General features: G+C 51.8%; 19 protein-coding genes. 10 read left to right on the top strand and 9 right to left on the bottom strand.

What is annotated here, in order from left to right; all coding sequences use genetic code 11:
- Nucleotides 1–7: 7 nt before the first annotated feature.
- Nucleotides 8–1,039: a TMAO reductase system periplasmic protein TorT gene (gene torT, locus OGW44_RS18140; RefSeq protein WP_095715165.1), complete on the top strand. Its 1,032-nt coding sequence runs from the start codon at nt 8–10 to the stop codon at nt 1,037–1,039.
- On the opposite strand, the gene torR is transcribed toward torT, so the two are convergent.
- Nucleotides 1,012–1,704 carry a two-component system response regulator TorR gene (gene torR / locus OGW44_RS18135; protein ID WP_019076211.1) on the bottom strand — a complete coding sequence of 231 codons (693 nt, stop codon included), beginning with the start codon at nt 1,702–1,704 and terminating at the stop codon, nt 1,012–1,014. The two genes, torT and torR, sit on opposite strands and share 28 nt — an antisense overlap.
- A 131-nt stretch (nt 1,705–1,835) precedes the next feature.
- On the opposite strand from torR, the gene torC reads away from it, so the two are divergent.
- From torC to torD, 3 genes are read left to right on the top strand one after another with little or no spacing between them, the layout of a single operon-like run.
- A complete protein-coding gene (gene torC / locus OGW44_RS18130; protein WP_016152138.1) occupies nt 1,836–3,014 on the top strand; it encodes a pentaheme c-type cytochrome TorC in 1,179 nt (392 codons plus the stop codon).
- Nucleotides 3,004–5,544, top strand: coding sequence for a trimethylamine-N-oxide reductase TorA (gene torA / locus OGW44_RS18125; RefSeq protein WP_185654252.1), 2,541 nt, complete (start codon nt 3,004–3,006; stop codon nt 5,542–5,544). The genes torC and torA overlap by 11 nt, the downstream gene beginning before the upstream one ends.
- Nucleotides 5,541–6,155, top strand: a complete 615-nt coding sequence (torD, locus tag OGW44_RS18120; protein ID WP_016152140.1) for a molecular chaperone TorD — start codon at nt 5,541–5,543, stop codon at nt 6,153–6,155. Before torA ends, torD begins: the two co-directional genes overlap by 4 nt.
- Before the next feature lie 240 nt (nt 6,156–6,395).
- On the opposite strand, the gene uspF is transcribed toward torD, so the two are convergent.
- Nucleotides 6,396–6,824 (bottom strand): universal stress protein UspF, encoded by a 429-nt coding sequence (uspF, locus tag OGW44_RS18115; protein WP_003021923.1) that lies wholly within the window; start codon nt 6,822–6,824, stop codon nt 6,396–6,398.
- A gap of 528 nt (nt 6,825–7,352) precedes the next feature.
- Here uspF and OGW44_RS18110 point away from each other — a divergent pair.
- Together OGW44_RS18110 and OGW44_RS18105 are read left to right on the top strand one after the other, a co-directional pair.
- Nucleotides 7,353–8,447 (top strand): NapC/NirT family cytochrome c, encoded by a 1,095-nt coding sequence (locus OGW44_RS18110; RefSeq protein ID WP_016155916.1) that lies wholly within the window; start codon nt 7,353–7,355, stop codon nt 8,445–8,447.
- Between the two features lie 20 nt (nt 8,448–8,467).
- Nucleotides 8,468–10,912, top strand: coding sequence for a trimethylamine-N-oxide reductase 2 (locus OGW44_RS18105; RefSeq protein ID WP_016152143.1), 2,445 nt, complete (start codon nt 8,468–8,470; stop codon nt 10,910–10,912).
- 69 nt (nt 10,913–10,981) lie between these two features.
- Here the strand turns inward: OGW44_RS18105 and OGW44_RS18100 are convergent, their stop codons facing one another.
- The 6 genes from OGW44_RS18100 to cusR all read right to left on the bottom strand — a co-directional run bounded on the left by OGW44_RS18100 (nt 10,982) and on the right by cusR (nt 15,702).
- A complete protein-coding gene (locus tag OGW44_RS18100; protein ID WP_016155919.1) occupies nt 10,982–11,785 on the bottom strand; it encodes an MBL fold metallo-hydrolase in 804 nt (267 codons plus the stop codon).
- An 80-nt stretch (nt 11,786–11,865) separates the two neighbouring features.
- A complete protein-coding gene (locus tag OGW44_RS18095; RefSeq protein ID WP_016155920.1) occupies nt 11,866–12,117 on the bottom strand; it encodes a membrane lipoprotein lipid attachment site-containing protein in 252 nt (83 codons plus the stop codon).
- A 14-nt stretch (nt 12,118–12,131) separates the two neighbouring features.
- Nucleotides 12,132–12,635 (bottom strand): hypothetical protein, encoded by a 504-nt coding sequence (locus OGW44_RS18090; RefSeq protein ID WP_185654253.1) that lies wholly within the window; start codon nt 12,633–12,635, stop codon nt 12,132–12,134.
- A gap of 369 nt (nt 12,636–13,004) precedes the next feature.
- Entirely contained in the window at nt 13,005–13,331 is a 327-nt protein-coding gene (locus tag OGW44_RS18085; protein ID WP_016152147.1) for a PcoE/SilE family metal-binding protein, read from the bottom strand.
- Between the two features lie 246 nt (nt 13,332–13,577).
- Nucleotides 13,578–15,029, bottom strand: a complete 1,452-nt coding sequence (locus OGW44_RS18080) for a Cu(+)/Ag(+) sensor histidine kinase (protein WP_016155923.1) — start codon at nt 15,027–15,029, stop codon at nt 13,578–13,580.
- Complete coding sequence (gene cusR, locus OGW44_RS18075; protein WP_016152149.1) at nt 15,019–15,702, bottom strand: copper response regulator transcription factor CusR; 684 nt, start codon at nt 15,700–15,702, stop codon at nt 15,019–15,021. Before cusR ends, OGW44_RS18080 begins: the two co-directional genes overlap by 11 nt.
- Before the next feature lie 195 nt (nt 15,703–15,897).
- Between cusR and OGW44_RS18070 the strand changes: the two genes are divergently transcribed.
- The 4 genes from OGW44_RS18070 to OGW44_RS18055 all read left to right on the top strand — a co-directional run bounded on the left by OGW44_RS18070 (nt 15,898) and on the right by OGW44_RS18055 (nt 22,184).
- A complete protein-coding gene (locus OGW44_RS18070) occupies nt 15,898–17,280 on the top strand; it encodes an efflux transporter outer membrane subunit (protein WP_016155924.1) in 1,383 nt (460 codons plus the stop codon).
- Nucleotides 17,281–17,312: 32 nt separating this feature from the next.
- Nucleotides 17,313–17,660, top strand: coding sequence for a cation efflux system protein CusF (cusF, locus tag OGW44_RS18065; protein ID WP_016155925.1), 348 nt, complete (start codon nt 17,313–17,315; stop codon nt 17,658–17,660).
- A gap of 76 nt (nt 17,661–17,736) precedes the next feature.
- Nucleotides 17,737–19,029: an efflux RND transporter periplasmic adaptor subunit gene (locus tag OGW44_RS18060; protein ID WP_016155926.1), complete on the top strand. Its 1,293-nt coding sequence runs from the start codon at nt 17,737–17,739 to the stop codon at nt 19,027–19,029.
- Between the two features lie 11 nt (nt 19,030–19,040).
- Nucleotides 19,041–22,184: a CusA/CzcA family heavy metal efflux RND transporter gene (locus OGW44_RS18055; RefSeq protein WP_016152153.1), complete on the top strand. Its 3,144-nt coding sequence runs from the start codon at nt 19,041–19,043 to the stop codon at nt 22,182–22,184.
- Between the two features lie 51 nt (nt 22,185–22,235).
- Here the strand turns inward: OGW44_RS18055 and rclR are convergent, their stop codons facing one another.
- Entirely contained in the window at nt 22,236–23,090 is an 855-nt protein-coding gene (rclR, locus tag OGW44_RS18050; protein WP_185654254.1) for a reactive chlorine-specific transcriptional regulator RclR, read from the bottom strand.
- Between the last annotated feature and the right edge of the window lie 196 nt (nt 23,091–23,286).

The raw sequence follows: 23,286 nt of genomic DNA, 5'->3' as shown, positions 1-23,286 counted from the left end.
GGCTATCATGCGCGTATTGGTTTTCCTGCTTATCACACTTTTTCCCGGCTTAGGTCACGCGACCGGGTCCGCACTGCTGCGCTGGCCGGATACCCAGCAGGCAGTGCCGGAGCCGCTAACGGACGTTACTGCAAACAAAGTCTGGAAACTGTGCGCGCTGTATCCGAGCCTGAAGGATTCCTACTGGCTTTCCGTGAATTACGGCATGCTGGAGGCGGCGAAAAAATACGGCGTAAGCCTGAAGGTGCTCGAGGCGGGAGGGTATCGCCAGTTCGACACGCAAAAATCACAAATCGCTCAATGCCAGCAATGGGGCGCGGATGCCATTTTGTTGGGCAGCAGCACGACGACTTTTCCGGATTTGCAGGCGCAGGTTGGCACGCTGCCGGTTATCGAGGTGGTGAATGCTATCCATGACGCAACGGTAAAAGCCCGGGTTGGGGTTCCGTGGTTCCAGATGGGTTATCAGCCTGGCCGCTATTTGGTTAAGTGGAGCGCGGGCAAACCGCTAAAGGTCTTATTATTGCCAGGACCTGATGACGCCGGGGGCAGTCGTGAGATGGTGGCCGGATTCCGTCAGGCAATTGCCGGCAGTCAGGTGCGCATCGTGGATGTGGCGTTGGGCGATAATGATATTGAAATACAGCGTAACCTTTTGCAGGAGATGCTTGAGCGTCACCCGGATGTCGACGTGGTGGCCGGTACGGCAATTGCTGCGGAAGCGGCAATGGGGGAGAAGCGCAATCAGGGCGCGCCGTTAACTGTCGTCTCTTTTTATCTGTCGCATCAGGTGTATCGCGGGCTTAAACGCGAAAGAATCATTATGGCTGCCAGCGATCAAATGGTCTGGCAAGGTGAACTGGCGATTCAGCAGGCTATCAGAGTATTACAAGGGCAGCCGGTGCCGGAAAATATCAGCCCACCGATCCTGGTGCTCACCCCGAAAAATGCCGACAGCCAGCATGTAAAGTGCTCGTTGTCACCCGGCGGATTCCGTCCTGTTTATCTGTATCAGTACACGTCGGCTGCTAAAAAATAGCCTTCCCCGTGCTGCGTCACCAGTAAATCAGCCCGCAGCTTGTGGCGTAAACGGCGGATGAGTACGTCCACGGTGCGTAAGTCCGGATTGTCTACCCGTCGTGCCGAAAGCATGCGCAGTAAACGTTCGCGACTGAGAATTTCCCCCGGATTGGTGACAAACGCGACCAGCATTTCATACTCGGCGCGGGTGAGTTTGATTGCCTCGTCGCCCAGTTCCAGAGTATGACGGGAGACGTTCAGACAATACCCGGCAAACTGATAGCAGTTGTCTTTAGCCTCCGGTCGCGCCTCGCGGGTAAGGTCGATACGCCAGAGTAAATTTTTCACTCTCACCACCAGTTCACGTAGCTCCAGCGGCTTGGTGACATAATCATCAGCACCCATTTCCAGGCCAACGATACGGTCAATTTGGTCACTACGACCCGTGACCAGGATGATCCCCACCGTTGAGCGTTCACGCAGGGCGCGGGTCAGCATTAAGCCATTTTCATCCGGGAGATTGATATCTAACAGAATAAGATCGACAGAGTGTTGTGACATGATTTCACGCAGGCCGGCTCCGCTGGCTGTGACCGAGACGTGATAACCTTCCTGTTCAAAATAAGCCTGTAATCGTGCCTGGGTAACGGGTTCATCCTCAACAATGACAATGTGATGCGACATCCTGGTTGTTGTCTCTTTCTGTTCATATCTGTTCACATTGTGCCGTAAGCCATTCATCCTGACCAGTGTTGCTGTTCACATTTGCGAAATAAGATCCTCTGTAACTAAACCATATATTTACAGGGGCTATTATGCGGAAACTATGGAGGGCGCTGCTCAGACCGAGCGCACGTTGGTCAGTGTTGGCGCTGGTCGTCATCGGGATGGTGGTCGGTATCGCGCTGATCGTCTTACCGCACGTTGGCATTAAATTAACCAGTTCAACCGAATTTTGCGTGAGCTGCCACAGCATGCAGCCGGTTTATGAAGAATATAAACAGTCTGCGCATTTTCAGAATGCCTCCGGGGTACGCGCAGAGTGTCATGATTGCCACATTCCATCCGATATCCCTGGCATGGTGAAACGTAAGCTGGAGGCCAGCAACGATATTTACCAGACCTTTGTTGCCCACTCTATTGATACTCCTGAGAAATTCGAAGCCAAACGTGCCGAGCTGGCGGAGCGCGAATGGGCGCGAATGAAAGAGAACAACTCCGCGACCTGTCGTTCCTGTCATAACTATGATGCGATGGATCACGCGAAACAGCACCCTGAAGCTGCGCGTCAGATGAAGATTGCGGCCAAGGACAATCAATCCTGTATTGACTGCCATAAAGGTATTGCGCATCAGCTTCCCGATATGAGCAGCGGTTTCCGTAAGCAGTTTGACCAGTTACGCGCCAACGCAAACGACGATGGCGATACGCTCTATTCCCTGGACATCAAACCTATTTATGCCGCCAAAGGGGATAAAGAACCTGCGGGCTCACTGCTGCCTGCTTCTGAAGTAAAAGTGTTAAAGCGTGACGGCGACTGGCTGCAAATTGAAATTGTGGGCTGGACCGAGAGTAACGGGCGTCAGCGCGTGCTGGCCCAATTGCCAGGTAAACGCATTTTTGTGGCCTCCATTCGTGGCGACATTCAGCAGCATGTGAAAACCCTGGAGCAAACGACCGTCGCGGAAACGAACACGCAGTGGAGCAAGCTGCAGGCCACCGCCTGGATGCAGAAGGGCGATATGGTTAACGACATTAAGCCAATCTGGGCTTATGCCGACTCGCTCTATAACGGAACCTGTAACCAGTGCCACGGCGCACCTGAGAAAGAACACTTTGACGCCAACGGCTGGATTGGCACGTTGAACGGCATGATTGGATTTACCAGTCTGGATAAACGTGAAGAACGTACCTTACTGAAATATCTGCAGATGAATGCCTCTGACACCACGGACAAGCCGCATGGCGATAAGGGAGAAAGCAATGAAAAATAACGATCTCTTTCAGGCATCTCGCCGTCGTTTTCTACTGCAGTTGGGCGGCTTGACCGTCGCCGGTATGTTAGGACCTTCGCTGCTCACACCGCGCAGCGCCAACGCCGCAGAGGTGCAGGGAACTGGCGTCAAAGAGGGGATCCTGACCGGATCTCACTGGGGGGCAATCCGCGCCACCGTGGTTGATGGGCGTTTTATTGAAGCCAAACCGTTTGAGCGTGATAAGTACCCGTCAAAAATGATCGCCGGACTGCCGGATCACGTGCATGGCGGGGCGCGTATTCGCTATCCAATGGTCCGCGTCGACTGGTTGCGTAAACGCCATCAGAGCGATACCACGCAGCGTGGAGATAACCGCTTTGTGCGCGTTTCGTGGGATGAAGCGCTGGACTTCTTCTATCAGGAGCTGGAGCGAATTCAGAAGACCTATGGCCCGAGCGCGCTGCTGACGGCCAGCGGTTGGCAATCAACCGGCATGTTCCATAACGCCTCGGGGATGCTGGCGCGCGCCATTGCGCTGCACGGCAACAGCGTAAGTACCGGGGGCGACTATTCCACTGGTGCTGCCCAGGTGATTCTGCCGCGCGTGGTCGGGTCAATGGAGGTATATGAACAGCAGACCTCCTGGCCGCTGGTGCTGAAAAACAGCAAAACGATTGTGCTGTGGGGTTCCGACCTGATTAAAAACCAGCAGGCGAACTGGTGGTGCCCGGATCATGATGTTTATGAATACTACGAACAACTGAAAGAAAAAGTGGCGCGCGGCGAGATCTCGGTTATCAGTGTTGATCCGGTCATCACCTCGACGCACGACTACCTGGGCCGCGACAAGGTTAAACACGTCGCCGTGAATCCGCAGGCCGATGTGCCGCTACAGCTGGCGCTGGCGCACACACTTTATACCGAGAAGCTCTACGATAAGCATTTTCTCGATAACTACTGCGTAGGGTTTGAGCAGTTTCTGCCTTATCTGCTGGGGGAAAGTGACGGACAGCCTAAAGGTGCCCGGTGGGCGGAAAAAATATGCGGGATTGATGCCGATACGATTCGTGAACTGGCGCGGCAAATGGCGGGCGGAAGAACGCAGATTATTGCCGGCTGGTGCGTCCAGCGTATGCAGCACGGGGAACAGTGGGCGTGGATGATCGTGGTGCTGGCCTCAATGCTTGGACAAATCGGCTTACCCGGCGGTGGCTTCGGCTTTGGCTGGCACTACAACGGCGCGGGCACGCCAAGCCGCAAAGGGATTATCCTGAGCGGTTTTTCTGGCTCCACCACCGTACCTCCTGTGCATGACAGCACTGATTATAAGGGGTACAGCAGCACCATCCCGATCGCGCGTTTTATCGATGCGATTCTTGAGCCGGGTAAACAAATTAACTGGAACGGCAAAACCGTCAAGTTGCCGCCATTGAAGATGTGCGTTTTTGCCGGGACCAACCCTTTCCATCGTCACCAGCAGATCAATCGTATTATTGAGGGCTGGCGTAAGCTGGAAACCGTTATCGCCATCGATAATCAGTGGACCTCGACCTGTCGATTCGCTGACATCGTATTGCCCGCGACGACCCAGTTTGAGCGTAACGATCTTGACCAGTATGGCAACCACTCCAACCGCGGCATTATCGCCATGAAACAGTTGGTGCAGCCGCAATTTGAAGCACGTAATGATTTCGATATTTTCCGCGATCTCTGCCGCCGCTTTAATCGTGAAGAAGCCTTTACCGAAGGGCTGGATGAGATGGGGTGGCTGAAACGGATCTGGCAGGAAGGAAGCCAGCAGGGGAAAGGGCGCGGCGTTCATCTCCCCGCTTTTGACGTTTTCTGGAATCAGCAAGAGTACGTTGAGTTCGAACATCCGCAGATGTTTGTACGTCATCAGGCATTCCGCGAAGACCCCGATCTTGAGCCGCTGGGCACGCCGAGCGGTTTGATCGAAATTTTCTCGAAAACCATTGCCGGTATGCAGTATGACGACTGCCAGGGGCATCCGATGTGGTTTGAGAAAATCGAACGCTCACATGGTGGACCCGGGTCGCAGCGTTGGCCACTGCATCTGCAATCTGTTCACCCTGATTTCCGTCTGCACTCGCAGCTTTGTGAATCTGAAGCGCTGCGTAAGCATTATGCGGTAAGTGGTAAAGAGCCGGTGTTTATCAACCCGCAGGATGCCAGCGTCAGGGGGATTCGCAACGGTGATATTGTCCGTGTGTTTAACGCACGTGGACAAGTACTGGCCGGGGCGGTTGTCTCCGATCTCTACTCGCCAGGCGTGGCGCGTATTCATGAAGGTGCCTGGTACGACCCTGATAACGGCGGAGAAACTGGGGCGCTGTGTAAATACGGCAATCCAAACGTATTAACAATCGATATCGGCACGTCTCAACTGGCGCAGGCGACCAGCGCTCATACTACGCTGGTGGAAATTGAGAAATATACCGGCAAGGTGGATAACGTGACGGCGTTTAGCGGCCCGATAAAAATGGTGGCGCAGTGCGAATATGTTCCGGCGGAGAAGGTATCGTCATGATAAAACACTCTTCCCTTACAACAGAACAGATGGCCTGCGTTTACGCCTGGCTGGCGCAGTTGTTTTCCCGGGAACGGGACGATGACAGCCTGGCACTTTTGCAGTCCAGCGAAATGGCTGAGTGGTTCGCGGTGCTAAAAGGTGAACCGTCGCTTGAAGCGGAAGTCCTTCAGCTGGAGGAGAAAATTGCTGCGCTTCAGGTGCGTGAGGACGCAACCCTCGAACTGGCGGCTGATTTTTGTAGCCTGTTTCTGATGTCGGAAAAACACGCGGCGTTACCCTATGCGTCGGCCCATCTTGAAGGAGGGCCGAATTACGGGGTCATTAAACGATTGTTAGCCGATGCTGGCATGCAGGTAAGCGAAACGTTTAGCGAGTCAGCCGATCATCTGGCAATTTTTATCGAACTGCTGAGTCATCTGCATTTTTCTCTGGGAGAGTCCGGGCTTAGCCGCCAGCGTATTGATGCGCTGCGCAGAGAAACGCTGGCGGGGCTGTTACGCTGGTTACCGGAATTCACCGCCAAATGCCGCCGCTATGATGACTTTGGTTTCTACGGTGCGCTGAGTCAGCTGTTGCTGGCACTGGTCAGGCTGGATATTCAGAACTGAGTGATGGCCTAAGCCACAGAACAACGGGAATACATTCGCTCTAATGCTTGTCATTTTAGCGAAAATGAATGGGCGTAATGAGTAACTGAGAGTGGGACATCCGGAGGCAATGAATCTGTTGCCTCCGGTATATTGCTACATTTACCGCTGAGGTGAACGGAACCCTGAGTAAGAATCACATGTTCTCAAGAATGCTTAACTTATAAACGTTAGTGCAAATTCGCCCCCATTTTGACCCTATCACCGCACAACCAGCACGGGACATTTTGCATGGCGTACTACGGCAGCCGCCGTTGAACCCAGCAGATAAGTGCTAAAACCAGGCTTATGTGAGGCAATGACGATAAGCTCAGCGTCTACCGCCTCCGCCAGTTTGAGGATCTGATCCTTCGGCGGGCCGTAAACGACGTGAGTCTGACTCCTGCCTGCAGGAATATTGAACTGCTTAATAATCTCTTCGAGTTTTTCGCTGGCCTTGGCCTGCAGACCGCTTCTGTCCGGGAATTCTGTTGAGTAAGCCAGCCCCAGCGAGGCATAGAACGGAACGGTAGGAATAACGGCTAAAAAGTGGACCTTAGCGGTTTTGGCATGCGCCTGGACCTGTGGAACAACATGGCGGGTTAAATCGGTTTCAGAGATATCAATGGGTACCAGAATTGAGCGATACATATTCACTACCTCCTGTTTGTTTACCTCTACCCAGAGTGTAGCGAAAATCGAATTTGTATAATAAGTGACCAGATCAAGGTTGCATGCATAAATGCGCGTCAATGATAGCTGTGTGTCACAAGTCTTGTCGTGAATGTATATCTGAGCACAACCACAAGAGGGGGATCTTCATTAATACGTGTTATCACGTAATAGAAAAGGGTTCGTTTTTATGTTTTTTCATTGTATATTTTGTTATATAGCGACTATTGCCAAGGGCATAATTTTAATGCCATTCAGCACTCATCAAACTTTTATTCTGACGTTTTCATGATTAATGGTTAATTAAACCTTGGATTTGGTTTAATTCTCTGAATTTAAAAGGGTATTTTATATTTAATTTCGTTCGTATTAATTATGCGAGCGCCTTCAAACTTACCCACATGCTGATTCTCATTTCCCTCTGCGTTTGATGAATATCAATAAGTAACCGCGTTAGGGTAATTATTGTCTACCTATTAAAGGGTATTCGTCTTGTGGGAATAAAAGATGAGAAAAATAAATAAAACCATCCTCGGGACGATGCTGCTGTGCATTGTTCTTGGTGCTGTTATCGTTTTGGCAGGGCAATGGACGTTGCACAAAACCTCAAGCACGGAATTCTGTTTATCGTGCCATACGATGCAGGCACCGTATGAGGAATATACCGGTTCGGTTCACTTTCAGAATCAGAAAGGTATTCGTGCAGAGTGTGCTGATTGTCATATCCCCCAGGGCGGTCTGGATTATCTGGTGGCTAAACTGCGGGCCTCAAAAGATGTTTATCATCAGTTCATAACCAAAAAAATCGATACCCCAGAAAAATTTGAAGAACACCGTCTGGAGATGGCGCAAACCGTCTGGGCACAGCTAAAAGCGAGCGATTCTGCGACCTGCCGTAGCTGTCACAGCATGGACGCGATGGATCTTGCCGCACAAAGCGCGGAGGCCCAGAAAATGCACAAAATGGGCATTGAGGAAAAGCAAACCTGTATTGATTGCCACAAAGGCGTCGCCCATTTCCCACCTGAAATAAAAATGGATGACAGCGCGCTCAAAGGGCTTGAAGCGCAGTCAGCCTCCACCCCTGCTTCGGCAACAGAGCTTTATGCCGTAAGCAACACTGCGCTGGGCGATTTGGGAACCGTTTACCCGGCAACAAAAATGCAGGTTCTGAAAACAACGGACAATACGCGACAGGTCGAGATTCGCGGTAGCCAGATGCAGGGAAATGAACAGGTCATTTACTACGCGGCAGGACAGCGTTTGATTCTTGCCAGCCTGAGTGAAAAAGGTCAGCAATCGCTGAAGATCCTCTCCGACTGGAAAAAAGATGATTACGGCAATGTGTGGCGAGATGTCGTGCTGCAGGGTGAATGGAGCGGTTCCGCTCTCGCCAGCCGTGAACCGATGTGGGATTACGCGCGCAAACTCGACAATGTGTACTGCGCGGGCTGCCATGCGCCAATTCCGGCGAATCATTTCACGCTCAACGCCTGGCCTTCAGTAGCAAAAGGGATGGGAGCTCGCACCAATATCAGTGAAAACGAACTGGATATCCTGAGCCGTTACTTCCAGTACAACGCTAAAGACATGAACAAATAAGCGATAAATCAGGAGAAATCATGAAACTCACAAGACGTGACTTTATTAAGACGGCCGGCGCGGCAACCGGGACAATGGCGATTTCTTCGGTGATCCCAATGCCGGCCTGGGCCGAAGGCCAAAATGGCGGAGCGATTCTGACGGCAGCGCGTTGGGGCGCGGTATACGTGGAAGTAAAAGATGGCAAAGTGGTTTCCTCAAAAGGCGCGTTGCCTAAAACGGTGCCGAACTCGTTACAGCAAACCGCGCCGGATCAGGTCCATACCAATATCCGCGTAAAATATCCGATGGTGCGCAAAAGCTATCTGGAAAACCCGGGTAATGCGGATGGTAAACGTGGAAGCGATCCTTTCGTGCGGGTTAGCTGGGAGCAGGCACTGAAACTGATACACGAGCAGCATAGCCGGATCCGTAGCAGCTATGGCCCAGCGTCGATATTTGCTGGTTCTTATGGCTGGCGCTCTAGCGGCGTTCTGCATAAAGCGCAAACCTTACTGCAACGCTATATGAGCATGGCCGGTGGTTACGCAGGTCATACCGGAGATTATTCAACCGGTGCCGCGCAGGTGATCATGCCTTACGTTGTGGGATCGGTTGAAGTCTATGAGCAGCAAACCACCTGGCCGATGGTGCTTGAGCACAGTCAGGTCGTGGTGCTGTGGGGGATGAACCCGCTCAATACCCTCAAGATTGCCTGGAGCAGCACGGATGAACAGGGGATTGAATACTTTAATCTGCTGAAGAAATCAGGGAAAAGCGTCATCGCCATCGATCCGATGCGTTCCGAAACCATTGAGTTCTTTGGTGATAATGCGACCTGGATTGCGCCACATATGGGGACCGATGTGGCGATGATGTTAGGGATCGCCCATACGCTGGTGAAGAAAAATCTCCATGACAAAGCCTTCCTGGAAAAATACACCACTGGATATCCGCAGTTTGAAGAGTATTTGCTCGGCAAGAGCGACAAAATAGAGAAAACCGCCGAGTGGGCTTCCGGCGTGTGCGGCGTACCTGCTGAGCAACTGGAGAAGCTGGCGGAAATTTTCTCCAGCAATAAAACCATGCTCATGGCGGGTTGGGGGATTCAGCGCCAGCAATACGGTGAGCAAAAACACTGGATGCTGGTGACTCTGGCGGCGATGCTGGGGCAAATTGGTACCGAAGGCGGTGGTTTCGGATTCTCTTATCACTATTCCAACGGCGGTAACCCAACGCGTACCGGGGGAGTATTGCCAGCCATCTCCGCCCAAATTGAGGGTGGGTCATCTGCGGGTAACGACTGGGCGGTTTCCGATGCGGTGATCAGCCTGCCGGTAGCGCGAATTGTCGAAGCGCTGGAAAATCCAGGCGGCAAATATCAGCATAACGGTAAAGAGCAAACCTTCCCGGATATCAAAATGATCTGGTGGGCGGGCGGCGCTAACTTTACCCATCATCAGGATACTAACCGTTTAATCAAAGCCTGGCAGAAGCCTGAACTGGTTGTCATCTCTGAGTGCTACTGGACCGCAGCGGCCAAACATGCCGATATAGTTCTGCCGATAACCACGTCGTTTGAGCGCAACGATCTGACCATGACCGGTGATTACAGTAACCAACATCTGGTGCCGATGAAGCAGGTCATTGAGCCGCAGTTTGAAGCACGCAGTGATTTTGACGTATTTGCCGATCTGGCGGAGATGCTCAAGCCTGGCGGTAAGGCGGTCTACACCGAGGGCAAAGATGAAATGGCGTGGCTGAAGCAGTTCTATGATGCCGCGCAAAAAGCCGCCCGCGCCCAGCGTATCGCCATGCCTCAGTTCAACGCGTTTTGGCAGCAAAACAAACTGATCGAAATGCGTGAGAATGAAAAGAATAACAAATATGTACGCTACGCGGATTTCCGCAGCGATCCGGTGATGAATGCGCTTGGAACGCCGAGCGGTAAGATAGAAATCTACTCAAAAACGATTGAAGGCTATCAATACAAAGATTGCCCGCCGCATGCGTCATGGATTGAACCCGATGAATGGAAAGGAACTGCGGATAAAGATCAACTGCAGCTACTGACGGCGCACCCGGCACATCGTCTGCATAGTCAGTTGAACTACGCTTCGCTGCGCAAAGAGTACGCGATTGCCAATCGTGAGCCGGTAACGATTCACCCGGATGATGCGAAAGCCAGAGGTATTGCCGAGGGTGATCTGGTACGCGTATGGAACGCGCGTGGACAGGTGCTGGTGGGGGCACACATCAGTGACGGTATCAAACCGGGAATCATCTGTATCCATGAAGGCGCATGGCCAGATATTGAGAACGGTATCTGCAAAAATGGCGGCGCGAACGTGCTGACGGCGGATATCCCAACCTCAAGGCTGGCGAATGGCTGTGCGGGGAATACCAGCCTGGTATACGCAGAGAAATTCACCGGCGAAGCGCCAAAACTCACCGTCTTTGATGAGCCAGCAATCGTCACTCTGTAATGATGGTTGAAAAGCGGGGGCCGTAAGGCTCCCGCTTTTTATTGCTGTTTCGGCAATGTCTTATCGCCGTTACTCTGCCAGCACAATCACATCTCCCGTTGCCGGGGCGTCAGTTCCCGGTAGCCACAATCGACCCCACGAACCGGTGCAATGACAGCCGAGTAGTTTTTCTGGTTGTTGTTGCTTAATAAATTGTCGGGTTCGCCATAGCTTAGCGGGGGAGGCAGTGCGTAAATGGAACCCACCGACGAGGGCGTAAATTTGGTTAACGCCGGTGATGTTTTGGCAATGGCGTACGATATTCTCTATTCCCCGATGCCCGCATCCGGTAATGATGACTAACCCGCGATCAGATTTATAGATCAATACGCCTTCGTCGCTGATGTAATCCGGTTGAGGTGTTTTCTCGCTAATAACGCCATAGGCCTGTGGAGTGGCGACACTAATTTCCCCGGACCACAAAAATCGATCGCTGATCGCCAACGGTTCACGGGTGTATTCCATGATTAGTCGAGAATAGTCGTTATCACGCGAGAGTTTTTTTATTTTTCTTGGCGTTCCCGCCAGGGTTATTGAGGCGTACCGCTCGCAGGCTATTTGGGGATGGCAAATGATACGACTGTTATCCGCCAGCCACGGCACGCCGCCACAGTGATCGTAATGGCCGTGCGAAAGAACCACGGCGGTCAATTGCGTCAGGTCTACGCCCATTTGCGCGGCATTAAGTATGAAGCTGTCGTCCGGGCCGGTATCAAATAGTATGGTGGTGGTTTCATCCTGAACTAACAGACTTAATCCAGGCTTTGCCCGTAAGGATTTATCTGCGCTCGCAGCGCGCCTGTTTTCAAGCAATACCGTGAGGGTTAATGCCATGCCTGACTCCAGTATTAAAACGGCATACTGTAATACATGACCGTTGAGAGCGCTGTGATCGCAGCGCTCTTTGTGCTGACTTAGCGGTGATAGTAATGGCCGTCATCATCAGAGTGATGGTGACGATGCCGCCACGCATGCTGGTTCTCCCTTTGCTCGCGCTCCTGGCGTTCATGCTCTTTATCACGGTTGGCTTCACGGTTTTTGTGATTAGCGATCGCCGTGGCAACTGCTGCGGCCCCAATACCAGCAGCGGCTGCAGAAAGATAAGGATGTTCGGCACAGCCCGACAGACTAGCCATAATAACCAACGTGGAAATCAGTTTTTTCATTGTGGCGGTATCCGTCACTCGCGCACAATTTTGCCAGCATTCCCGGCATCGCTGTCATTCCAGCTACCGCGACCATTCGTTTTAATGGTGTAAGTGGCATAGCCGACACGGAAGGTCATCGTATCCTGATAGGTATTTACGTCACGCACTTCATTACCATTGACGTACACGCTGGAACCCTCGACGTGAATATCAACGCTGCGTTGACCATTGGCAAATTTGGCTACGTAATTTCCGCTGAATTTGCCGTAAATATCGGCATTATCGTGGTTATCCCGGTCAGCGGTATTTTGCTGCTCTTCACCATGATGATTACGGCTCTGCTGGCTGTTGCCGTTCTCAATAAAGCCATGATCGCGGTTCCACTGATAGGATTTATTGATATCGCAGCCATTGAGTTCACTCATTTGTGTACAACCTGAATGTTCATACTTTTTCTGCATTGCCGGGGTAATTGCGCATGCCGTTGTGGCCGTTGTCAGGCCGAGGACAAAGAGGGTCAGCAGACGTTTTTTCATTTTTTTGCTCACTATCATCATTAAGTTTATTTATAGGAATACGAACTGTTCGAATGTCATGTTTACGACGACGGCAGTCTCCCATTAAATATTAATGACGCATACCAGGGGGAATCCTAATTTATATTAATGGTGAGGGTGTGGGGGCTGTAATATGCAACATTACAGGCAGGTGGATTACGTATTTTATACAAGTGAGATAAAGCGCTTAATTATATTTACTTTTTAATGAAGTGTTTAAAGAAATATTAATATTGACATTAACGGCAGGAACGCAGGCTTGTAAATGTACAGGCCTGCGTGGCGCGTTTTGTCCGCAATATTCATACATAGCGTATTGATGGACATTTTATTCAACACAGGGCAACGTTACCCTTGCGCGGGGATCTGTGCGCGGTGCTGCCTGGCCTGAACCTCATGGGCATATGAATGACCGTTATTCACTGACTGGTGAACGACCATCGCTTTTTCATGTTTATTCATTTGTGAAAAAGGGCGTGCCTGGGATGGCGTTGACGTTGAATTATTCGTCTGCGCGACGTGTTCTTGCGCCATTTGTTGATGTGCAGGGGCACTGCTGTTATTCATCATTTCATGGGCTGCTGCGGCCTGCTGATGCATTTTGGGTGTGTCTGCCGCATTAACGCCAGCTGAAATAAAAAACGCGATAGCGAAAAAAGAGGATATCTTATTCATCATATTTCTCCTGTTTGGGTTTACGGAAGAAATTATAATTGGTGAGGGCTGTCAGCGGCGTGACAGGATTATGACGGTTACGTCAGAGAATCGGTGATGATATATATCGTTCATACTTCAAGTTGCATATGCGTTGGCTGCGCTCGTTCACCCCAGTCATTTACTTAAGTAAGTGACTGGGGATTCCCTCTCTTGCCGCCTTCCTGCAACTCGAATTGTTTAAGGTATCAACGCCATTACCATAAATTACATCGCATGCTTGGGCAGCGTCAGAATAAATCGGGTGGCAAGCTGATCGGATGTCACCGAGACTTTCCCCTGATGGGCGATAACAATCGATTTCACAATCGCCAGGCCAATACCGCTGCCTTCGCCTTTACGCTGTCGCGAAGGGTCAACCCGATAAAAACGATCAAATAGCCGCGATAGATGCTGTGGGGGAATGGGGGGGCCGGGATTTTCCACGACTATCTGGACCAGGCCATCCGCCTCTTTCACCCGCACGGTTACCGACTCGCCCTTTGGCGTGTAGCGCATGGCATTTGAAAGCAGATTACTCATTGCCCGGCGTAGCATTAACGGATCGCCTGAAACCCAGCATGCGCGTCCTTCAAAACGTAAGCCAACCTCGCGCTCTTCTGCCCAGGCTTCGAAAAAATCGAACACTTTACCAACCTCATCGGCCAGATTAAGCGCTGTCTTTTCCGGGATAAGCTGATTGTTGTCTGCCTGCGCCAGAAACAGCATGTCGCTTACCATTTTCGACATACGACCAAACTCTTCAAGATTGGAATACAGCACGTCTTCCAGCTCTTTTTGGCTACGGGTTTGGCTGAGCGCAATTTCCGTTTGTGTGACCAGGTTGGTTATTGGCGTGCGGATCTCATGGGCAATATCCGCCGAGAAGTTCGACTGACGTTTAAATACATCCTCGATGCGTTCGATCATGTGATTAAACGAACTTACCAGCTGTTCCAGTTCAATAGGGACCGCTTGCGGATCGAGGCGCACATCAAGATCTTTTGAAGTGATATTTTGGATGCGCCGACTGACATTACGGATCGGTTCATGGCCTTTATACACAGCGAACAGCACGATAAATACAATCATCATGCTAATCAGCGATGCCGTCATAATCAGTTTGTTTTTCAGGTCGTTAATATAGTGCAGATGAAAATCGATCGATAACGCCAGATACAGCGTATACGCCGCTTTTCCATCAGTCAGCTTTCCTACCGGCAGGCGAATCATTCGCCAGTTAGACGACGTTTTTTGTCCGTGAATATGTTTGGCCGTTTGCAGTGTTGGGCCGGATATAATAAAAACATCGCTGGCATGGGCATTTTTATCCGGTCTTGCGCTGGCGATAAATTGCCGGAGATCCGGCGCATTTGGCGAATGAAAAATGGCTTTCTGCTTACTGTCTTCCAGAGAAATAATGACGTTCGAGTAGCCCTCAACCACGTTTTTTAGCGTTTCCAGGCGGCGTGATTCTGGCTCGTTGGGTTGGTTAATAATCCGCTCCAGCGTGGCGCTGATCTCTTGTAAATCATTGATGTCCTGCTCGGCGAAATGGACCTTCACGGAGTGGATCATTATCCATGCAAAGGCGAAAAATGAAGCGATCGTCGCCAGACTGATAAAAAAGGTCAGTCGTGTCGCCAGCGAAAAAGGGCGCCGCCATCGTTTACTGGGCATCAGGAACCTCAAGCATATATCCCACGCCGCGTACGGTCTGAATCAGTTTCGGCTCAAAATCGTTATCAATTTTGGCGCGCAGACGCTTAACGGCGACGTCGATGGCATTGGTATCGCTGTCAAAATTCATATCCCAAACCTGGGAGGCGATCAGCGAGCGGGGTAAAACTTCCCCTTGATGACGAAGGAAAAACTCAAGCAGGGTAAACTCTTTGCTGGTCAGGGTAATACGCGTCCCGCTGCGAGTGACTTTTCTGCTGACCAGATCGACCATTAAATCCGCGACCTGAAACTGGCTTTCGACAATCACCGCCGCACCCCGGCGCAGCAGCGTTCTGACCCGCGCCAGCAGTTCGGCGAAGGCGAACGGTTTGACCAGATAATCATCAGCGCCTAATTCCAGACCCTTAACCCGATGTTCGATGGTACCCAGCGCGGTGAGGAGAAGAATGGGCATCCCTTTGTTAGCGGAACGCAGCATCCGTACGATATCCCAGCCGTTTACATCCGGCAGCATGATGTCGAGTATGAGCAGGTCGTAATCGCCGGTCATCGCCAGGTGGTACCCGTTCAGGCCGTTATCCGCTAAATCCACGACAAAACCCGCTTCCGTCAGGCCTTTCGTCAGGTATTCACCGGTTTTTTTCTCATCTTCGACTATCAACACCTTCATCGCATTCTCCTTCTCACACGGGTTGTGCGGACTTTCAATTCTAGGGAAGCGGGATCGGATAGCAATCGGTTATTGGGAAAATGACAGTTTTGTCATTTTCCTGTCACCGCTTAAACAGAGTCACTTCGTTAAAGTACAACGCTATAAATTCCTACATTTTTTAGGGCCATCAGTCCGGTCAGGACGAGAAGAACTATGAGCAAATTTAAGCTTCTTACCCTCAGCGCTGTATTCGTTCTCGCCGGTTGTTCATTGGCGCCGGACTATCAGCGTCCGACATTGCCTGTGCCGCAGCAATTCTCCTTAAGCCAGAACGCCCTGGTTTCTGCACCGGTGGGATATCAGGACACGGGCTGGCGGAGCTTCTTCGTTGACTCCCAGGTAAAGGCGCTGATTGGCGAGGCGCTGGTCAATAACCGCGATTTACGTATGGCAGTGCTAAAAGTTCAGGAAGCGAGAGCGCAATATGGCGTCACGGATGCTGACCGCTATCCGCAAATCACGGCAGGTTCCAGCGGTACTTACAGCGGCAAATTAAAAGGCGATAGCAGCACCGATCGTGAATTCGAAGCTGGACTCAATCTCAGTTTCGATCTGGACTTCTTTGGTCGGCTGAAAAATATGAGTGAAGCCGAGCGACAGAACTTCTTTGCCAGCGAAGAGGCGCGTCGGGCGGTACACATCTCATTAATCTCCAACGTATCGCAAAGTTATTTCAATCAGCGTCTGGCTTATGCACAACTGCAAATTGCCGAAGAAACGCTGCAAAACTATCAGCGTTCTTACGCTTTTGTTGAGAAGCAGTTGCTGACCGGAAGCACCAACGTGCTGGCGCTGGAACAGGCGCGGGGCGTGATTGAAAGCACGCGCAGCGAAATCGCGAAGCGTAAAGGTGAACTGGCGCAGGCGAACAACGCGCTGCAACTGTTGCTGGGTACGTACGGGAAATTACCCAACGACCAGATGCGCAGCAGCGGGGATATTAAACCAGTAACGCTGCCGCCATCGCTCTCGTCGCAAATCCTGTTGCAGCGCCCGGATATTTTGGAAGCTGAACACGGATTAATGGCGGCGAATGCCAATATCGGCGCCGCACGGGCAGCGTTTTTCCCGTCGATTACCTTGACCAGTTCGGTTTCCAGCAGCAGCAGCGATCTCTCCAGCTTATTTAATGCGACCAGCGGTATGTGGAATTTTGTCCCCAAAATAGATATTCCCATTTTTAACGCCGGACGTAATCAGTCCAATCTCGACCTCGCTGAAATTCGCCAACAGCAGTCGGTGGTGAATTACGAACAAAAAATTCAGAACGCGTTTAAAGAGGTGGCGGATGCGCTGGTGTTGCGCCAAAGCATTGCCGATCAAATTAGTGGTCAGCAGCGCTACCTGACGTCATTGCAAATCACCTTACAACGCGCCAGAGCGCTTTATCAAAATGGTGCGGTTAGCTACATCGAAGTACTGGACGCCGAACGTTCTTTATTCGCTACGCAGCAATCGCTGCTCGATCTTAATTACGCCCAACAGGTTAATGAAATTAAGCTGTTTGCTGCCTTAGGCGGCGGTTGGGTGGAGTAATCCTTAATATTAACTTTTCAGGAGCATCAAGTATGAATACTACCGCCAAAGCCGTGTTGTTTAGCTTTTTCTCTGTGGTCATGTTTAACGCTCAGGCCAATGAGCATCAGCATGGCGAGATGATGAACATGCAGCCAGCGGCCCAACAGGAAGACGTCATTAGCGCCACCGGGGTGATTGAAGCTATTGATAAAGAAAGTAAAAAAATCACGATCAAGCATGATCCCATTGCCGCGGTGAACTGGCCTGCCATGACGATGCGTTTTACGCGGGTTGCCGACACCAAGGCTGACGATATTAAACCCGGCGATAAGGTTGCGTTTACGTTTGTTCAGCAGGGAAATCTCTCTGTGTTACGCGATATTCACATCAGTAAATAACGTTCTCGCTGGTCTCTTTTATTCTTGCCCGGATTCTTCGAAATGCGGGTGAGACTATCGCGCAATGGAAATCACTATGGCGTCTTTAAATATTAAAAATACCGCGCTTATTCTCGCTGGCATGATTGTCGGTGGGGTTATTTCTGTCGGTATTTATACTTATTATTCATCAGCAAACGTAACGGCTGAAACCGGGCAGGCTTCGCAAAAAGAAGCCAGAAAAGTGTTGTTCTGGTATGACCCCATGTACCCGAACACGCGCTTTGATAAGCCGGGTAAATCACCGTTTATGGATATGGATCTGATCCCCAAATATGCCGATGAAGAGACCGCGAGCGCGTCAGCGCCTGGCGTGCGTATCGATCCTACTCAGACCCAAAATTTGGGTCTGAAAACAGAACCTGTGCGCCGTGGCCCGCTGCACTATGCGCAAACTTTCCCGGCTAACGTTAGCTATAACGAATACCAGTTTGTTATTGTCCAGGCTCGCTCCGCAGGCTTTATCGAAAAGGTTTACCCGCTAACCGTGGGCGACAAAATTAAGCAAGGTGCGCCGCTTATCGATCTGACGATTCCCGACTGGGTTGAGGCGCAGAGCGAATATTTGTTACTGCGGGAGACTGGCGGCAGTGCGACGCAGGTGGAAGGGATTCTGGAGAGATTACGTCTGGCCGGTATGCCGGAAGCGGATATTCAGCGCTTAAAATCGACGCGTAAAATTCAGACCCGCTTTACCCTGAAAGCCCCTATTGATGGGGTGATTACCGCATTCGATTTGCGTACCGGCATGAACATTTCCAAAGACAATGTGGTCGCGAAAATTCAGGGGATGGACCCGGTATGGGTCAGCGCGTCGGTCCCGGAATCTATCGCCTGGCTGATCAAAGACGCCTCGCAATTTACCATCACTGTGCCCGCCTGGCCGGATAAGCCTTTCACCATTAGCAAGTGGAATATCTTGCCAAGTGTCGATGCCACCACGCGTACGCTGCAGATCCGTTTGCAGGTCAATAACCCTGATGAGGCGCTCAAGCCGGGGATGAATGCTTACCTGCAACTGAAAACGCAAAGTGAACCGATGCTGCTGATCCCCTCAAAGGCGTTGATTGATACAGGCACCGAGCAACGGGTGATCACCGTCGATAACGAAGGTCGATTTGTACCGAAGCAGGTTGCGGTATTCCATGAATCTCAAGGGCTGACGGCTATCCGCTCAGGCCTGACTGAAGGTGAAAAAGTGGTGTCCAGTGGTCTGTTCCTGATTGATTCCGAGGCGAATATCTCTGGCGCACTGGACCGTATGCGCGCGCAGAACAGTGGTGCGCAAGACGCATCCGCAAAGCCAGCCCAGGCGACCCATTCACACTGAGGACATGATAAATGATTGAATGGATTATCCGCCGTTCGGTGGCAAACCGTTTTCTGGTGATGATGGGGGCGCTGTTTCTCAGTATCTGGGGAACCTGGACTATCATTAATACCCCGGTTGATGCGTTGCCCGATCTCTCTGATGTTCAGGTGATCGTCAAAACCAGCTATCCAGGGCAGGCACCGCAAATCGTTGAAAATCAGGTGACTTACCCGCTGACCACCACCATGCTGTCGGTACCGGGCGCGAAGACCGTGCGTGGTTTCTCGCAGTTTGGTGATTCCTATGTGTACGTCATTTTCGAGGATGGCACCGATCCTTACTGGGCGCGCTCGCGCGTACTGGAGTATCTCAACCAGGTTCAGGGGAAATTACCGGCAGGGGTTAGCGCGGAGATGGGACCGGACGCCACGGGCGTCGGCTGGATCTTTGAATATGCGCTGGTCGATCGCAGCGGTAAACACGATCTGGCAGAGTTACGTACTCTTCAGGACTGGTTTTTAAAGTATGAGTTAAAAACGATTCCGAACGTGGCAGAGGTGGCCTCGGTAGGCGGCGTGGTTAAACAGTACCAGGTTGTTATCGACCCGATGAAGCTGACGCAATATGGCATCAGCCTGGCGGAGGTGAAATCTGCACTGGATACGTCGAATCAGGAGGCGGGCGGCTCGTCTGTAGAGATGGCTGAAGCGGAATATATGGTCCGCGCCAGTGGGTATCTACAAACGCTTGATGACTTCAATAATATCGTCCTGAAAACAGGGGCCGACGGTGTACCTGTTTACCTGCGCGATGTCGCGCGTGTGCAGATTGGGCCGGAAATGCGCCGTGGGATCGCCGAACTGAATGGTGAAGGCGAAGTGGCGGGCGGGGTGGTAATTCTGCGTTCCGGTAAAAATGCGCGTGAAGTGATCTCCGCCGTCAAAGCCAAACTCGACACGCTGAAAAGCAGCCTGCCGGAAGGCGTTGAGGTAGTTACAACATACGATCGCAGTCAGCTCATCGATCGCGCTATTGATAACCTGAGCTATAAGCTGCTGGAAGAGTTTATCGTTGTTGCGCTGGTGTGCGCGCTGTTCCTGTGGCATCTGCGTTCGGCGCTGGTGGCGATTATTTCCCTGCCGCTGGGACTGTGTATCGCGTTTATCGTGATGCATTTCCAGGGGCTGAACGCCAATATCATGTCGCTTGGGGGCATTGCCATTGCCGTCGGGGCGATGGTCGATGCCGCGATCGTGATGATTGAAAACGCCCATAAGCGGCTTGAAGAGTGGGGACATCAGCATCCGGATGAAAAACTGGATAACGCAACGCGCTGGAAGGTTATTACTGATGCCTCGGTAGAGGTCGGCCCGGCATTGTTCATCAGCTTGCTGATTATCACCCTGTCGTTTATCCCTATTTTCACGCTCGAGGGGCAAGAGGGGCGACTGTTCGGCCCGCTGGCGTTCACCAAAACGTATGCCATGGCAGGCGCGGCGTTTCTGGCTATTGTCGTCATTCCGATCCTGATGGGATTCTGGATCCGTGGCAAAATACCGGCGGAAAGCAGTAACCCGCTTAACCGTTTCCTGATCCGTATTTATCATCCGCTGTTGTTGAAGGTGCTGCATTGGCCTAAAACCACCCTGCTGGTGGCGGTGCTTTCAATACTGACGGTTATCTACCCGCTGAATAAAGTCGGTGGTGAATTCCTGCCGCAGATTAACGAAGGCGATCTACTGTATATGCCGTCAACCCTGCCGGGGATTTCGGCGGCGCAGGCGGCGGATATGCTGCAAAAAACCGACAAGCTGATCATGACCGTTCCGGAAGTGGCGCGTGTGTTTGGTAAAACCGGTAAGGCGGAAACCGCAACGGATTCCGCGCCGCTGGAAATGGTCGAAACAACGATCCAACTGAAGCCGCAGGATCAGTGGCGTCCGGGGATGACGATGGACAAAATCATCGCCGAACTCGACAAAACCGTGCGCTTGCCAGGGCTGGCGAATCTGTGGGTTCCGCCTATTCGTAACCGTATCGACATGCTTTCTACCGGCATCAAAAGCCCGATTGGGATAAAGGTGTCAGGTAACGTTCTGGCTGATATCGACGCCACGGCAGAACAAATCGAAGAGGTAGCCAGAACCGTGCCGGGCGTCGCTTCGGCGCTGGCTGAGCGGCTGGTGGGCGGGCGCTATATTAATGTGGACATTAATCGGGAGAAAGCAGCCCGCTACGGTATGACCGTTGGCGCGGTACAGTTGTTTGTCACCTCCGCGGTCGGAGGCGCGATGGTGGGCGAAACGGTGGAAGGGATTGCACGTTATCCGATTAACCTTCGCTATGCGCAGAGCTATCGTGATAGCCCGGAAGCGCTGCGTAATCTGCCTATTCTGACGCCCATGAAGCAGCAAATCACGCTGGCTGATGTTGCAGATGTGACAGTGGTTTCTGGTCCGTCGATGTTGAAAACCGAAGATGCGCGACCCACCAGCTGGATTTATATCGACGCCCGCGACCGTGACATGGTTTCGGTGGTGAACGATCTGAAAAAAGCGATCGCTGAAAACGTGCAGTTAAAGCCGGGGACCAGCGTGGCGTTTTCCGGGCAGTTCGAGCTGCTTGAACGCGCCAGCCATAAGCTCAAACTGATGGTGCCGATGACGCTGATGATTATCTTTGTCCTGCTTTATCTGGCTTTCCGTCGCTTTGGTGAAGCGCTGCTGATTATCACCAGCGTGCCCTTTGCGCTGGTAGGGGGGATCTGGTTTCTCTACTGGATGGGGTTCCATATGTCGGTTGCGACCGGAACCGGGTTTATCGCCCTGGCCGGTGTTGCCGCGGAGTTTGGCGTAGTGATGCTGATGTACTTGCGCCATGCTATTGAAGCCGAGCCTGCGCTGGAAAATCCGCAAACCTTTACGGCGGATAAGCTGGATGAAGCGTTGTATCACGGCGCGGTGCTGCGTGTGCGTCCGAAAGCGATGACCGTGGCGGTGATTATCGCGGGCCTGTTGCCAATCTTGTGGGGGACAGGGGCGGGCTCAGAAGTGATGAGCCGCATTGCCGCGCCAATGATTGGCGGCATGATTACCGCGCCATTGCTGTCGCTGTTTATTATTCCGGCAGCTTATAAGCTGATGTGGCTGCACAGGCATCGCAGCCAAAAGTAGTGCCTTGAAGCGCTCGCCTGCGTCGGTTTTGTTGCCGAAGCAGGCGGTGCGTTATGCCGCCAGCGCTTTCACGCGTTTTCGGTACTCGCCCGGCGTGCAGCCAAATCCCCGTAAAAAGACTTTGTGAAACGATGATTCGCTGGCGTAACCCACCGACTCGGCAATAACGATCAACGGCTGCGATCCGCGTGACAGCATCTGGGCGGCGAATTGCAGGCGTAGCTCGGTTAACACCGCCAGCGGCGTGGAGTTTGAGACTTCACGAAATAGCTGCGCAAAGCTGGCCCGCGACATATGGGCACGCTTTGCCAGTTCTTCGACAGTCCAGGGAAAAGCCGGTGACTCCAGCATCATGAAGACAACGGCACCCAGCCTTGGGTGCAGCAGTAAATTCAGCACATTTTTAGCGGGTGTCGGCTCGGCTAGCCACTCACGAACGGCTAACGCGAACAGCGTAGCGCATTGCTGGCTGCAAACGATGTTGGAGCCAGGCAGATCGTTGATGTATTCCTGCTGCATCAGCGCAATCATGGCTTTCAGCCAGTGGCTAATGGGACTGTCATCTTCTGGTGCCAGTATTAATACTTCTGGAAGGGCAGTTAAAAAATAGCGTGAAGATGCCTGCAATCGCAGGCTTCCGCAGACAATATGCGTTTGTTCTTCCCCTGTCTGGCACAGCCGATGCGCGGAGTTTTGAGGCAGAATGACTATTGTTCCTGGGCGTAACGTAGAAGACGTTCCGTCTGGCATATCCAGTTGAGCAAACCCCTGGGTTACCGTATGCCAGCGGATAACGGACAGCTCACCCGCCGCGTGCGGCAGTTGCCAGTCCCTGCTCAGCAGGCAGTTTTGATCAATCGAGCCCTGCGGGTCGTTAAGCATAAGTAATCGGCTAAGTGCATCCATAAAGACTCCTGAGCAGTTCTTGTTGATGCTTGTCGAGATAAAGTAACGCTGTTACTCATTATTTCTTAAATAAATTTATGATGTTATTTTATTGCCTCGATGGATTGAGTGGAAGAGAGATAGTAGTTATTTAGACGATTTGACAGTAATTTGCGCGATATGGATACATTGTTCATGCATCGTTAAACCTATACTT

Origin of the sequence: Citrobacter sp. Cb023, from assembly GCF_030336805.1 — a bacterium.
Taxonomy (GTDB): Bacteria; Pseudomonadota; Gammaproteobacteria; order Enterobacterales; family Enterobacteriaceae; genus Citrobacter; species Citrobacter braakii.
The sequence above is the reverse complement of the archived record's forward strand: the minus strand, read 5'-3'. Positions and strand labels throughout refer to the sequence as shown.